The organism is Mesorhizobium norvegicum (genome assembly GCF_004919685.1).
GTDB lineage: Bacteria > Pseudomonadota > Alphaproteobacteria > Rhizobiales > Rhizobiaceae > Mesorhizobium > Mesorhizobium norvegicum.
In genome coordinates, this window is the sequence record NZ_SMYZ01000100.1 from 1 (window position 1) to 12,511 (window position 12,511).

13 protein-coding genes and 1 pseudogene are annotated in these 12,511 nt (G+C 61.7%); 3 read left to right on the forward strand and 11 right to left on the reverse strand.

Annotated elements, in window-relative coordinates; all coding sequences use genetic code 11:
* The 7 genes and pseudogenes from FCU66_RS34830 to FCU66_RS34865 all read right to left on the reverse strand — a co-directional run.
* Window positions 1-414: biotin/lipoyl-containing protein (locus FCU66_RS34830; protein WP_136625477.1), on the reverse strand; the 414-nt coding region annotated here is incomplete at its 3' end.
* Window positions 415-432: 18 nt separating this feature from the next.
* On the reverse strand, window positions 433-1,836 hold the full coding sequence (locus FCU66_RS34835; RefSeq protein WP_136622489.1) for a pyruvate dehydrogenase complex E1 component subunit beta: 1,404 nt from the start codon (window positions 1,834-1,836) through the stop codon (window positions 433-435).
* A 15-nt stretch (window positions 1,837-1,851) separates the two neighbouring features.
* Window positions 1,852-2,889 (reverse strand): pyruvate dehydrogenase (acetyl-transferring) E1 component subunit alpha, encoded by a 1,038-nt coding sequence (gene pdhA / locus FCU66_RS34840; RefSeq protein WP_136622488.1) that lies wholly within the window; start codon window positions 2,887-2,889, stop codon window positions 1,852-1,854.
* A 193-nt stretch (window positions 2,890-3,082) separates the two neighbouring features.
* Window positions 3,083-3,406, reverse strand: coding sequence for an FtsB family cell division protein (locus FCU66_RS34845; protein WP_013531480.1), 324 nt, complete (start codon window positions 3,404-3,406; stop codon window positions 3,083-3,085).
* A gap of 164 nt (window positions 3,407-3,570) precedes the next feature.
* On the reverse strand, window positions 3,571-4,845 hold the full coding sequence (gene eno / locus FCU66_RS34850) for a phosphopyruvate hydratase (protein WP_136622487.1): 1,275 nt from the start codon (window positions 4,843-4,845) through the stop codon (window positions 3,571-3,573).
* Window positions 4,846-5,225: 380 nt separating this feature from the next.
* Window positions 5,226-5,372 (reverse strand): annotated as a pseudogene (locus tag FCU66_RS42610) (PRC-barrel domain-containing protein); the annotation flags it as partial.
* Window positions 5,373-5,379: 7 nt separating this feature from the next.
* Entirely contained in the window at window positions 5,380-5,583 is a 204-nt protein-coding gene (locus FCU66_RS34865) for a dodecin family protein (RefSeq protein ID WP_027045027.1), read from the reverse strand.
* Window positions 5,584-5,729: 146 nt separating this feature from the next.
* Here FCU66_RS34865 and FCU66_RS34870 point away from each other — a divergent pair, with 146 nt between their 5' ends.
* Window positions 5,730-6,413: a hypothetical protein gene (locus tag FCU66_RS34870; RefSeq protein ID WP_136622485.1), complete on the forward strand. Its 684-nt coding sequence runs from the start codon at window positions 5,730-5,732 to the stop codon at window positions 6,411-6,413.
* A 30-nt stretch (window positions 6,414-6,443) separates the two neighbouring features.
* Here the strand turns inward: FCU66_RS34870 and kdsA are convergent, their stop codons facing one another.
* The 3 genes from kdsA to FCU66_RS34885 form a co-directional block, all read right to left on the reverse strand.
* Window positions 6,444-7,304: a 3-deoxy-8-phosphooctulonate synthase gene (gene kdsA / locus FCU66_RS34875; protein WP_136622484.1), complete on the reverse strand. Its 861-nt coding sequence runs from the start codon at window positions 7,302-7,304 to the stop codon at window positions 6,444-6,446.
* Window positions 7,301-8,191 carry a VOC family protein gene (locus FCU66_RS34880; protein ID WP_136622506.1) on the reverse strand — a complete coding sequence of 297 codons (891 nt, stop codon included), beginning with the start codon at window positions 8,189-8,191 and terminating at the stop codon, window positions 7,301-7,303. Before FCU66_RS34880 ends, kdsA begins: the two co-directional genes overlap by 4 nt.
* 117 nt (window positions 8,192-8,308) lie before the next feature.
* Complete coding sequence (locus FCU66_RS34885) at window positions 8,309-8,599, reverse strand: Dabb family protein (protein ID WP_136622483.1); 291 nt, start codon at window positions 8,597-8,599, stop codon at window positions 8,309-8,311.
* 373 nt (window positions 8,600-8,972) lie between these two features.
* On the opposite strand from FCU66_RS34885, the gene FCU66_RS42710 reads away from it, so the two are divergent.
* Together FCU66_RS42710 and FCU66_RS34890 are read left to right on the forward strand one after the other, a co-directional pair.
* Window positions 8,973-9,173 (forward strand): hypothetical protein, encoded by a 201-nt coding sequence (locus FCU66_RS42710; protein WP_425462884.1) that lies wholly within the window; start codon window positions 8,973-8,975, stop codon window positions 9,171-9,173.
* 1 nt (window position 9,174) lies between these two features.
* Window positions 9,175-10,431, forward strand: a complete 1,257-nt coding sequence (locus tag FCU66_RS34890) for an SAM-dependent methyltransferase (protein WP_136622482.1) — start codon at window positions 9,175-9,177, stop codon at window positions 10,429-10,431.
* A gap of 49 nt (window positions 10,432-10,480) precedes the next feature.
* Here FCU66_RS34890 and FCU66_RS34895 read toward each other — a convergent pair whose 3' ends face one another.
* Window positions 10,481-12,460, reverse strand: a complete 1,980-nt coding sequence (locus FCU66_RS34895) for a bifunctional 2',3'-cyclic-nucleotide 2'-phosphodiesterase/3'-nucleotidase (protein WP_136622481.1) — start codon at window positions 12,458-12,460, stop codon at window positions 10,481-10,483.
* Window positions 12,461-12,511: the final 51 nt, after the last annotated feature.

Sequence of the window (12,511 nt, forward strand, 5' to 3'; positions counted from 1 at the left end):
CAGGCCAGAGGGGGGCGCGACAGAATGAGACGTTGGCGGGACAGCGCCCCCCTCTGTCGACTTCGTCGACATCTCCCCCACGGGTGGGGAGATTGGCGCCTTGTCTTGCTTGGCCTCCGCTTTGGCTAGTGCAGCACCGCCACCGCTTTTCGCGGCAGCGCCTGCATCCTCGCCTTCGGCAGCAAGCACGGCGATCAGCGCGTTGACCTTGACGCCTTCGGTTCCGGCGGGAACGACGAGTTTTGCAACCGTGCCCTCATCGACAGCTTCGACTTCCATCGTCGCCTTGTCGGTCTCGATCTCGGCGATGACATCGCCCGGCGAAACATGATCGCCCTCCTTGACGAGCCACTTGGACAGATTGCCCTCTTCCATCGTGGGCGACAGGGCCGGCATGGTGATGTTGATTGGCATTTTGTCCTCCCGCCCGGTTCAGCGATACGTGACGGCTTTGACCGCCTCGATGACTTCGCCGACGTTTGGCAAAGCCAGCTTCTCGAGGTTGGCCGCATAAGGCATCGGTACATCCTTGCCGGCAATGGTGATGACCGGCGCGTCGAGGAAATCGAAGGCGCGCTGCGACACCTGGTTGGCGATATGGTCGCCGACCGAGCTCTGCGGGTATCCCTCTTCCACAACGATCAGCCGGTTGGTCTTCTTGACCGAGGCGATGATGGTGTCGAGGTCGAGCGGGCGGATGGTCCTGAGATCGATGATCTCGACGTCGATGCCCATGCCGCGCAGTTCGGCTTCCGCCTTCACCGCATAGGTCATGCCGATGCCGAAGGAGACAATGGTGACGTCCTTGCCTGATTTGTGGATGCGCGCCTTGCCGATCGGCAGCACGAAATCATCCAGCTTCGGCACGTCGAAGGACTGGCCGTAGAGGATTTCGTTCTCGAGGAAGATGATCGGGTTCGGATCGCGGATTGCAGCCTTCAGCAAGCCCTTGGCGTCGGCGGCGGTGTAAGGCATCACCACTTTCAGGCCCGGAATGTGGCTGTACCAGGCGGCATAACACTGCGAGTGCTGGGCAGCGACCCGGGCGGCGGCGCCGTTCGGTCCCCGGAACACGATCGGCGCGCCCATCTGGCCGCCCGACATATAGAGCGTCTTGGCGGCGGAGTTGATGATCTGGTCGATCGCCTGCATGGCGAAGTTGAAGGTCATGAACTCGACGATCGGCTTCAGGCCGGCCATCGCAGCACCAACGCCGACGCCGGCAAAGCCATGCTCGGTGATCGGCGTATCGACGACGCGCCGCGGCCCGAATTCCTGCAGCAGCCCTTGCGTGATCTTGTAGGCGCCCTGGTATTCGGCAACCTCCTCGCCCATGACGAAGACATCGCCGTCGCGGCGCATTTCCTCGGCCATGGCATCGCGCAGCGCTTCGCGCACCGTGGTCGAGACCATTTCCGTGCCGGCCGGAATGTCCGGATCGGCGGCGATTTCCGTTTTCGGGGCAGCAGCCACCGGCGCGGCGGCAGGCTTAGCGGCCTCAGCCTTGTCCTCGGCGGCGGCCGGAGCCTCTGCCTTCGCAGGTGCTTCCGCCTTGGCGGGAGCCGCGGACTTGCCGATATCGCCGGCACTTTCGCCGTCCTGCAGCAGCACGGCAATGGGTGTGTTGACCTTGACGCCTTCGGTGCCGGCGGCAATCAGGATCTTGCCCAGCGTGCCTTCGTCAACGGCTTCGACTTCCATCGTCGCCTTGTCGGTTTCGATCTCGGCGATGACGTCGCCGGCGACGACCTTGTCGCCCTCGTTCTTCAACCATTTAGAAAGATTGCCCTCTTCCATGGTCGGCGACAGAGCGGGCATGAGAATTTCGATCGGCATGTCCTTGCTCTCCCGTTACAATACGATATCGGTCCAGAGCTCGGACGGATCCGGCTCCGCGTCGTTCTGGGCAAATTCGGCGGCGTCGGCGACGATGTCGCGGACCTCCTTGTCGATGGTCTTGAGCTCGTCCTCGGTCGCCCACTTCTTCTCGATCAGCCGCGCCTTGACCTGTTCGATCGGGTCATGCTCGGAGCGCATCTTCTGCACTTCTTCCTTCGAGCGGTATTTCGCCGGGTCGGACATCGAGTGACCGCGATAGCGATAGGTCTGCATTTCGAGGATCAATGGGCCGTTGCCGGCACGGCACCATTCGGTGGCCAGATCGGCCGCTGCCTTGACCGCGCGGACGTCCATGCCGTCGACCTGGATGCCGGGAATCTTGAACGAAGCGCCGCGATGCGAAAAATCGGTCTCCGCCGACGAGCGCGAGACCGAGGTGCCCATGGCATAGCGGTTGTTCTCGATGATGTAGATCACCGGCAGCTTCCACAGCGAGGCCATGTTGAAGCTTTCGTAGACCTGGCCCTGGTTGGCCGCACCGTCGCCGAAATAGGTCAGCGAGACATTGTTGTTGTCGCGGTAGCGGTTGGCGAAGGCCAAGCCCGTGCCGAGCGACACCTGCGCGCCGACGATGCCGTGGCCGCCGTAAAAATGCTTTTCCTTGGAGAACATGTGCATGGAGCCGCCCTTGCCCCGTGACAGGCCGCCACGACGCCCGGTTAGCTCGGCCATGACGCCACGCGGTGACAGCTCCATCGCCAGCATGTGGCCGTGGTCGCGATAGGCGGTGATCATCTGATCGCCGTCGATCAGCGCCATCTTCATACCGGTGACGACCGCTTCCTGGCCGATATAGAGATGGCAGAAGCCGCCGATGAAGCCCATGCCGTAAAGCTGGCCGGCCTTTTCCTCGAAGCGACGGATGAGCAGCATGTGCCGGTAGGCGGCAAGCTCTTCGTCCCTGGTGAATTCGGCAGGCTTGGGTGCGGAAAGCCCCGATTTGCCGTCGGATTTGGATTTGGCAGGCGCTTTTCTGGCGGCGGTGGCCATGCATCACTCCCTGTTGGCGTCTCTTTGTGGACATTAGAGCAGATGAAATCTGCTCTGGGGAGATCAGCTCCTCCCCACCGATTTCAGGGAGGCTAACACGCGTTAAAGCGTTGCGCCATGCCGAATTTGCATAGCTGGCATGCGCCTAAGCGATTAAAATCATTGAAAATATTGGCGATTAACTTGATATCGGTTATTTCGCCGACGCCGGCAACATGATGGTGATTTCATCAGCCTGGGACAGATTGAGCGCCTTGCGCGCCTGCTCGTCGAGCATGTCCTTCTCCAGCGTGCCTTCGTGCATCAGCCGAACGCGGCGTTCGAGTTCCATGCGGCGCGCCTTGATCGCATCGAGCTGACCTTGCAGCGCAACCGTCTGGGCTTCCAGCTGATATTTCGAATAGATGCCGAATTCACCGTGATAGGCATGAAAGCCGAAATAGGCCAGGAACGCCACGCAGAGCGAGGGAATGATCAGCCGGCCGGTGTTTCTCTGCTTGTGCTGACGCGTCCACATCGCCCGATTCCTCTCGGCCGCGAACTCAGGCGGCTCATGATCTTTTTCGCCCGATTGTGCTTAACGGACGGTTACGGGTGACCGGTTTGGCGAGCCGAAATGAAAAAGGGCGGGAATGCTCCCGCCCTTTCATCCGATATCCGGGGATCCCGAGTTTTTCCGGATCAGCCCTTGACCACCGATTTGCCGGCATAGCTTGCCTGCTTGCCGAGTTCTTCCTCGATGCGGATCAGTTGGTTGTATTTGGCCATACGGTCCGAGCGCGACAGCGAGCCGGTCTTGATCTGTCCGCAATTGGTGGCAACCGCGAGATCAGCGATGGTCGAATCCTCGGTCTCGCCCGAGCGATGCGACATGACGGCGGTGTAGCCGGCTTTGTGTGCAGTCTCGACGGCGTCGAGCGTTTCGGTCAGCGAGCCGATCTGGTTGACCTTGACCAGGATCGAATTGGCAACGCCCATGCGGATGCCGTCGCGCAGCCTTGCGGTGTTGGTGACGAACAGGTCGTCGCCGACCAGCTGGGTCTTCTTGCCGATCAGGTCGGTCAGGTACTTCCAGCCTTCCCAGTCGTCCTCTGCAAGGCCGTCCTCGATCGAGATGATCGGATAGTCGGCGGCGAGCTTGGCCAGGTATTTGGCCTGCGCCTTGGGGTCACGCGTCTTCTTCTCGCCCTCATAGACGTAGTTGCCGTCCTTGAAGAACTCGGTCGCCGCGCAATCGAGGCCGAGCGCGATCTCCTCGCCCGGCTTGAAGCCGGCCTGCTCGATCGATTCCATGATGAAGTCGAGCGCCACCGGCGCGCTTTTCAGGTTCGGGGCAAAGCCGCCCTCATCGCCGACATTGGTGTTGTGGCCGGCATCCTTCAGCTTCTTCCTCAGCGTGTGGAAGATTTCCGAACCCCAGCGAACGCCTTCGCGCAGCGTCGGCGCGCCGATCGGCAGGATCATGAATTCCTGGAAGTCGATCGGGTTGTCGGCATGCGCGCCGCCATTGATGATGTTCATCATCGGCACCGGCAGGACATGCGCCTTGGTGCCGCCGACATAACGGTAGAGCGGCAGGCCGGAAGCATCGGCCGCCGCCTTCGCCACCGCCAGCGACACACCGAGAATGGCGTTGGCGCCGAGCCGGCTCTTGTTGGGTGTGCCGTCAAGCTCGATCATTGTCTGGTCGATATGGATCTGGTTTTCGGCTTCCATGCCGCCGATGGCCTCGAACAGCTCGCCGTTCACCGCCTCGACGGCCTTGAGCACGCCCTTGCCGAGATAGCGGGCGCCGCCATCGCGCAGTTCGACGGCCTCGTGGGCACCGGTCGAGGCGCCCGACGGCACCGCCGCGCGGCCCATCGAGCCGTCTTCGAGAATGACATCGACCTCGACGGTCGGGTTTCCACGGCTGTCCAGGATTTCACGCCCGACAATGTCGATGATGGCGGTCATTGCGATGTCCTCGATTGATCTGAAGGATGTCGCGCACGTCTTAGCCAAAGTGCCGTAAAAGGCAATCGGCCCGTTTGCAATTATTGCAGTGGCGTCAACCCCGAACGATTCACGAAGCGCAAATTGCTGTCATCATAAGTCATGTACGGCAGACCGGCTTGCGGCTATGGTGCGGGGGCGCGGGGCGAAACACGAGGAGTTTCGCCATGTCCCAGTTGAGTGGTATCGTGAGTCTGTTCCTGATCGCGGCGGCCTTTCTGACGTCGTGCGACAATCAGCAGTCGCAGCCCAAGGCGATGGCCCCCTTGCACATCGGCGAATAGCTGCCGCATCAAAACAAAATGGCCCCGTCGAGACGGGGCCATTTTGGTTTTGGGCTGTCAGTGCCAGTAAGGCGTGACCTTGTAGTAGTCGTAGGAGGCGTCGCGAGCGGTCTCGCCATCCGCGCCGGCCAGTTCGTTGATCGAATAGGCAGGCGCCGCCTTCAGTTGCTCCTTGGAGAACGGCACGACATAGCCGCCCTTGTCTAGCCGATCACTCCGCGAGGATGAAGGTGACCTTCATGTTGACGCGATAGGCAGCAATCTTGCCGTCTTCGACAACGATCTTCTGGTCCTGGATCCAGGCGCCTTCGACGTTCTTCAGGGTTTTCGACGCGCGCGCAATTCCCTTCTCGATAGCGTCCTGAAAGCTCTTCTTCGACGACGAGGTGATTTCGGTGACGCGGGCAACAGACATGGGCTTCCTCCAGCCAAAACGCTCATTTGCCGGGGGAGCGTACAGCCGGCTTATGCCTTCCACAAGCACCGGCGACCCTGGGTGCCATTGTCATGCCGCCGCCCGGGTGGCATTGAAGGGGCGTCCGGTCGTTTGGGGAGGCGGCAATGGCCCGAAGGCGCAGTCAGCAGCCAGCAGCGGCGCAGCCGCCGGTGGTCGACGCCAATGCCGCCAACGCGTCCAGCGGCTACTTCTTTGCCGGCGCCATGGTGCTGATCGCCATCCTGATCCCCTGGTATTTCGAACTGCCGCTCAACTTCGATGTCACCGACCGCGAATTCAATCCGCTCGTCTTCGTGCCGGTCGTGTTCGCGCTGATCGGGCTCTACGCATTGCCGAAGGCGGTCCGCGACACGCTGCGCGTGCGCAAATTCGGCGCGACGACACTGCAGGCCGGTCCGGCAAGACCCGGCGGACGCTTCGAGGGCCTGGTTCGCTCCAGCCGCGACCTCAGCCCCAGCGGCGACTACACCGTCCTTCTTCGTTGCATTCGCACCTACCGCGTCGGCGGACCGATTGTGAACACCATCGCGGAGGACAAATCGACCTACAAGGAAGAACTCAAATACCAGGAAAAGCTCGTCATCCCGCGTGGTTCGGTGCAGTCGAGCGCGGGTATCCCCTTTGCTTTCGCAATCCCTGCGGACGCGCTGCCATCCAACGGACCGCCGGTCTACGAGCGCCAGCACGGCAATGTCCGCTGGATCCTGACGGTCACAGCGCCGATGCCGGGCGTCGATTATTATGCGGTCTTCGCGATCGACATGAGGCGGTCGGGCCAGAACAACTGATGCGATGCCGGAAGCATCCCTCGGGACGTTTCAGAGCCCCTTGGCGATGCGATCGAATGCCATCAGCCGCTCGAGCAGGGCCGGCATGTCCTTCAACGGCAGCATGTTCGGGCCGTCGGAAGAGGTCGAGTTGTCGGGATCCTGATGGGTCTCGATGAACACGCCGGCAACGCCGACAGCGACGGCCGCGCGGGCCAGCGTCTCGACAAAGCGGCGCTCACCACCCGAGGAGCCACCCTGCCCGCCCGGTTGCTGCACCGAATGGGTGGCATCGAAGATCACCGGCGCGCCGATCTCGGCCATGATGGGCAGAGCGCGCATGTCGGACACCAGTGTGTTGTAGCCGAAGGACGCGCCGCGCTCGGTGGTCAGCACATTGGCGTTGCCGGAACCGGTGATCTTGGCGACGACGTTCTTCATGTCCCAGGGGGCGAGGAACTGCCCCTTCTTCACGTTGATCACCTTGCCGGTTTTGGCGGCGGCGATCAGCATGTCGGTCTGGCGCGACAGGAATGCCGGAATCTGCAGGACATCGACATGCGGCGCGACGATGGCGCACTGCTCCTCGGTGTGGACATCGGTCAGCACGGGGAGCGAAAATTCCTTGCGCAGTTCGTCGAAGACGGGAAGGGCTGCGTCCATGCCGGCACCCCGGGTCGCCGACAGCGAGGTGCGGTTGGCCTTGTCGTAGCTGGTCTTGTAGACGAGGCCTATGCCGAGCTTGCCGGTCAGTTCCTTCAGCGCGCCGGCCATGTCGAAGGCGTGCTGACGCGATTCAAACTGGCATGGGCCAGCGATCAGCGCCAAGGCTGCATTGTTGTCGAAGACGACATTGCCGACTGTTACCGACGAATTGGGCGCCATCGAATTAGGCGCTTGCGGCTTGCTCATGGGATCTCCCGGAAGATGAAGGCCGCGCCCTGTCCGGGTGCAGGCTGCACGACAATATCATTGCCCGCTATATCGTATTGGATGGAGTTGGCTGCAAGCAGCCTCGATGTCACATCGGCTCGCCGGACCGAAAAGACCACCGCGGCGAAGCGAAGGTCTGTCGGCGCGCCGGCCGGCAGGCCAAAGCGTGCGGTGAAGGACGCGGGGTCAAGCACGCTCAAATTTGCATTCGGCAAGTGAAACGTGCTGCCCTGCCCATTGGTGGCCGGATCGTCCACCGCCACAGAAATCAATCCATGCTGTTCGGCCGGCCGGTCGCTGACCGCCACCACTTCAACGATTCCGGTGGCACCGTTGGCGTGGGCCTGCAAAGCCGCGCGGTCCACCTTCGGCGCGTTGACCCGCTCGCAGGCAAACAGGAAGGCGTCCGTGGCCTCGGCTCCGGCCGCGAAGGCGAGCTTGAACGATGCGATGTCGCTTTTGCCCGCCGTGTCCGTGAAGGCGCGCGAGAAGCTCAGCATGCCTCCCGCCGAGATGCCGGCTTCGAGGTAGCGCGCATGGTCGGCGTCGACGTTGCCGGCAGAGAGAACCACCGCAGAAAAGCCATCATCGCCGTGGCTCTCACGATAGATGCGGTCGCGCGTGACGAACACATTGCCCTCTGCAATGGCCTGCATCGCGGCCTGTTCATCACCGATCGCCAGCGGCTCCAGATAGGCGCCGTCGGCGAGGAACACACAGCAGTTTTCGGTTCCGAAGGGATGGATCCCGGTTGGGGCAACGACGAAGCCAAGCGCGGTGAGCCGGGCTCGCGCCACCTCAAGGCTCTGCGTCGGCAGCACCAGGTGATCGAGCGGACGAGGGCCGGCTTCTGTGGTTAGGGTCATGCAGGCGCGATGTGCATCATTCCGCAAAGCGGTTCAAGACTTGATCGCAATCCCAGCCAGTTCGCCCCAACAGTTCACGGGACGTCGAAAAAGGCACCAGCTGGAGCAAGGCCTCAATTAGCTCCCTGCCATGACATCGGCGGAATAGCGCAACTCACGCATCGGTTTGACCTTGCTGGTGGTCTGCGCATAGAGCGGGTGCGCCTTGTAGGCGGCCAGCGCGGCGTCATCGGCGAACTCCGCATAGACGACAACGTCGACCTCATCCGACAGCGGATCGACCTTCGTGTTCAAGGTGACTTCGAAAAGGCTGGAATGGGGGATGTTGCCGAGCGCCAACAGACCGGTGCGCACAGCCTCGACATCCTCTTTACGCCGCGCGCTGAAGAAAACGATATGTCGGATCAACCCCGCCTCCTCGATCAAAATGCTGGGGTCTTTTGTGACGGCAGGACGGTGGCGTCAATCGACAAGGATGTCGCGGCTGCCAGTCGTTCGAATGGACGCTACCCGGTGACGGATCGCACGACGTGCGAGACAGCTCGCACCGTGGAGTCCAGGTACCGACCCTGATTGTATAGGCCGTCCCAGATCAGGAAGAAAGCGATGGCGGCAATGACGACTACATAACGCATGGCTAAATCTATCGCACAAGCAAGGGAGCAGCCATAGGCGTTTTTGGCGCGTTCGGCCTTTGCTGTGCAAAAGGCAGCCCCACGCCAGCGAGAGCAAACCGCTTGGCACAGCCCCGCTTGCAGCCTGCCTCTTGAAGTCCCCCCTCATGACGTGGAAGATTGTCGCAGGGATTCACTGGAAAGTGCTGAAGCTCAGGGGAAAAGGAGCGCGCGCTTTCGTTCGAGCCCGCCCTTCACTGAGCCGGTCAGCACCCGGGATGAGGCAAAGGCGTTCGAACCCGGCGAATGATCCAAGAGAACCGTGGCCCGGCAATTTGCGCCGACACCGCGGAAATCCAGGGGCGTGAGATGGCACACAAGGAACATTTTGGCGTAGCGTTGAGCGACGCGGTCAGGCTCGACGAATTCAATTTTGCCGAGATCGTCAAGGGCCTGCCGGCCAAGGCCCGGATGGTGCTGTCGGCGGCGATGAACCTGCCGCGTGGGTCGCTCAAGGTCAGGATGCCGGACGGGCGCGCCGTCCTCGTCGGCGGCAAAGGACCTGGCCCGGACGCCGAACTGGTGCTCAAGAACTGGCGCCTGCCCGGCCGCGCCTTTGCCGGCGGCACGATCGGCGTTGCCGAATCCTACATGGACGGCGATTGGGAAAGCCCCGATGTGACCAGCTTCCTGGAGCTGTTCGTGGTCAATTCGGTTGTCGGCGAGCGTATCGCGGGCGGCACCAACTGGCTGATCAACACCGTCCAGCGCATTCGCCACTGGTTCAACCAGAACACGCGCACCGGCTCGAAACGCAACATCTCGGCGCATTACGACCTCGGCAACGCCTTCTACAAGGAATGGCTCGATCCGAGCATGACCTATTCCTCGGCGCTCTACACGACAGGTGCCAACGACCTGGAAAGCGCGCAAGCCGCCAAATATCGTGCGTTGGCGAAGGATACAGGGATCGGTCCGAAGGACCACGTGCTGGAAATCGGCTGTGGCTGGGGCGGCTTCGCCGAATTCGCGGCACGCGAGATCGGCTGCCGGGTGACCGGGCTGACGATCAGCCGCGAACAGCACGACTTCGCCAAGGCGCGCATCGCCAAGGCCGGGCTCGCCGACAAGGTCGACATCAAGCTGCAGGATTATCGCGACGAAACCGGCACCTATGACCGCATCGCTTCGATCGAAATGTTCGAGGCGGTCGGCGAGAAATACTGGCCGGTGTTTTTCGGCAAGATGAAGGCCTGCCTTAGGCCCGGCGGCACCGCGGGCCTGCAGATCATCACCATCAACGAAGCCGCCTACGACACGTATCGCGCAAGGCCGGATTTCATCCAGCGCTACGTCTTCCCGGGCGGCATGCTGCCGACACCGTCGATCCTGAAGGCACTCGGCAAGGATCATGGCCTTGCCCATCTGCGCGAGCGCGTGTTTCCAGATGACTACGCGCGCACGCTCGCCGAATGGCGCCACCGGTTCTGGGCCTCATGGGAGAAGATCGTCCCGCTCGGCTTCGACGACCGCTTCAAGAAGCTCTGGGAGTTCTACTTGCACTATTGCGAGGCCGGATTCCGCGCCAGCTACATCGACGTGCGCCAGGTCGTCTACAAGGCGTAAGTCGACACCGCCACGTCGGCGCGGAATCGAGCCCTTCGAACGGCCGCGATCAAAGAAGGATGCGGTATTTCGCGAAGCCTGCTTCGCCCTCGCCCGCCGGCTCGATCTTGGGCGATTTCACCTGCGCAATAAAATCCTTGGCCCTGGCGCCGGTTTCGAACACGGCGCTGGTTCCAGGCAATGGCGCGAACGACCAGTTGTCGTCCGCCGATGGGTTGATCGTACCCTCGCTGACGATGTAGCGAACGATGACGTCGCGATTGGTGTCCGGCGCCTCGTAGATGATCTTCGAGGCATTAATGTCGGGGAAATTGCCGCCGCCGCCGGCACGATAATTGTTGGTCGCAACGACGAATTTCTGTTTGGGATCAATTGGTTTTCCATCGAAACTCAGGTCGACAATACGATTGGCGCCGGCGTTCGCCAGCCCGCCCTTGGCATCGTATTTCGGCGGTTGCGACAGGTCTATTCTGTAGCTGACGCCGTCGATGACGTCGAAATTGTAGGATGGGAAGTCGGTGTTGATGAGGGCTTGGTCGGCCTTCCCTGGCTCGATCCGGTTGAAGATGCCGGCCGACATTTCCAGCCATTCCTTGACCTGCGCACCGGTGATTTCCACCGCCCGCACCGTGTTCGGATAGAGGTAAAGATCGGCAACGTTCTTGATGGCGATATCGCCGGCCGGCACGTCGGTATAGTAGTCGGCGCCGTTGCGCCCGCCGGCCTTGAACGGAGCGGCCGCCGACAGCAGCGGCATATCCTTCCATTGCGTGTTCTTCAGAATATCCCTGAGGTACCAGGTCTGCGCCTGGCTGACGACCTGCACCGACGGGTCGTCGGCGACCAGCGCGAAATAGGAATAGAGCGGCGCGGAGGTCTTGCCGACGGGGCGGCGCACATAGGCCAGTGTCGCCTGGTGGTCCTGTTCGAGTGCCGCGATGATGCGCTTGTCGTCGGCGACAGTCGGCTTGTTCTTGTTGTCGACGCGTTCGAAGATCGGCCGTGCCTCGGAGGTGGCTGAAACGACCTTCCATTTCGACCCGTCGCGCTCCAGCATCAGGTCGATCAGCCCCATATGCGAGCCCCAGAAGCCACCCATAACGGCAGGTTTGCCCTGCAGCGTGCCTTTCTGCGTGTCGACACCATCGAGCGACTGGAAATCCTTCTTGCCGGGGAACACCAGATGCTGGTGACCGGTGAATACCGCATCGATGCCGTCGACACCGGCGACGAAGAAGGAGGCGTTCTCCAGCATGTCGCCCTGCTTCACGTCGATGCCGGAATGCGAGAGCGCAATGACGATGTCGGCGCCCTCCTCCTTCATCTGCGGCAGCCAGGCCTTGGCCGCCTCGACGATGTCGCGCGTCTTGACGTTGCCTTCGAGGTTCTTGAGATCCCAGACCATGATCTGCGGCGGCACGAAGCCGATGATGCCGATCCTGATCGGCTGCTCGGCGCCCGAACCGTCCTTGATCTTCTTGTCGAGGATGACATAGGGCTTGAGATAGAGCTTGTCGTCACGCGGGTTCGAGGCCAACTCGGTGCCGCGGATCAGGTTGGCGCAGACGAAGGGAAAATTGGCGCCGGCCAGCACCTTGTCCAGGAATGACAGGCCGTAGTTGAATTCGTGGTTGCCCAGCGTCGAGCACTCGTAGCCGAGCAGATTCATGCCTTTCATGATCGGATGCAGGTCGCCGTCCTTCAGGCCCTTCTCATAGGCGATGTAGTCGCCCATCGGGTTGCCCTGCAGCAGGTCGCCATTGTCGATCAGCATCGAATTGCTGGCTTCCTTGCGCACCGCGTCGATCAGGGATGCCGTGCGCGACAGGCCCATCGTGTCGTTGGCTTTGTCGGCGTAGTAGTCGTAAGGCAGCACGTTCACATGGATGTCGGTGGTTTCCATGATCCGAAGATGCGCCTGGTTGGCCTGTGCGCGGGCGGAGAAGGGATGAAGCACGATCAGCGCCCCTGTGGCTACGGTGCCAGCGAGGAAACCGCGGCGGGAGACGGGATGGAGCAGTTGCGACATGTTTTCTCCTCATCGACAACGTGACACGCCCTGCCCCGAAGCGAACTTCGC

Excerpts from the sequence above, each read along its gene's own strand:
- FCU66_RS34880 (WP_136622506.1), bottom strand. The coding sequence starts at position 8,191 with ATGACCCTAACCACAGAAGCCGGCCCTCGTCCGCTCGATCACCTGGTG.
- pdhA (WP_136622488.1), bottom strand. The coding sequence starts at position 2,889 with ATGGCCACCGCCGCCAGAAAAGCGCCTGCCAAATCCAAATCCGACGGC.
- kdsA (WP_136622484.1), bottom strand. The coding sequence starts at position 7,304 with ATGAGCAAGCCGCAAGCGCCTAATTCGATGGCGCCCAATTCGTCGGTA.
- FCU66_RS42710 (WP_425462884.1), top strand. The coding sequence starts at position 8,973 with ATGACGTGGAAGATTGTCGCAGGGATTCACTGGAAAGTGCTGAAGCTC.
- FCU66_RS34865 (WP_027045027.1), bottom strand. The coding sequence starts at position 5,583 with ATGTCTGTTGCCCGCGTCACCGAAATCACCTCGTCGTCGAAGAAGAGC.
- FCU66_RS34870 (WP_136622485.1), top strand. The coding sequence starts at position 5,730 with ATGGCCCGAAGGCGCAGTCAGCAGCCAGCAGCGGCGCAGCCGCCGGTG.
- FCU66_RS34835 (WP_136622489.1), bottom strand. The coding sequence starts at position 1,836 with ATGCCGATCGAAATTCTCATGCCCGCTCTGTCGCCGACCATGGAAGAG.
- eno (WP_136622487.1), bottom strand. The coding sequence starts at position 4,845 with ATGACCGCCATCATCGACATTGTCGGGCGTGAAATCCTGGACAGCCGT.
- FCU66_RS34890 (WP_136622482.1), top strand. The coding sequence starts at position 9,175 with ATGGCACACAAGGAACATTTTGGCGTAGCGTTGAGCGACGCGGTCAGG.
- FCU66_RS34895 (WP_136622481.1), bottom strand. The coding sequence starts at position 12,460 with ATGTCGCAACTGCTCCATCCCGTCTCCCGCCGCGGTTTCCTCGCTGGC.
- FCU66_RS34845 (WP_013531480.1), bottom strand. The coding sequence starts at position 3,406 with ATGTGGACGCGTCAGCACAAGCAGAGAAACACCGGCCGGCTGATCATT.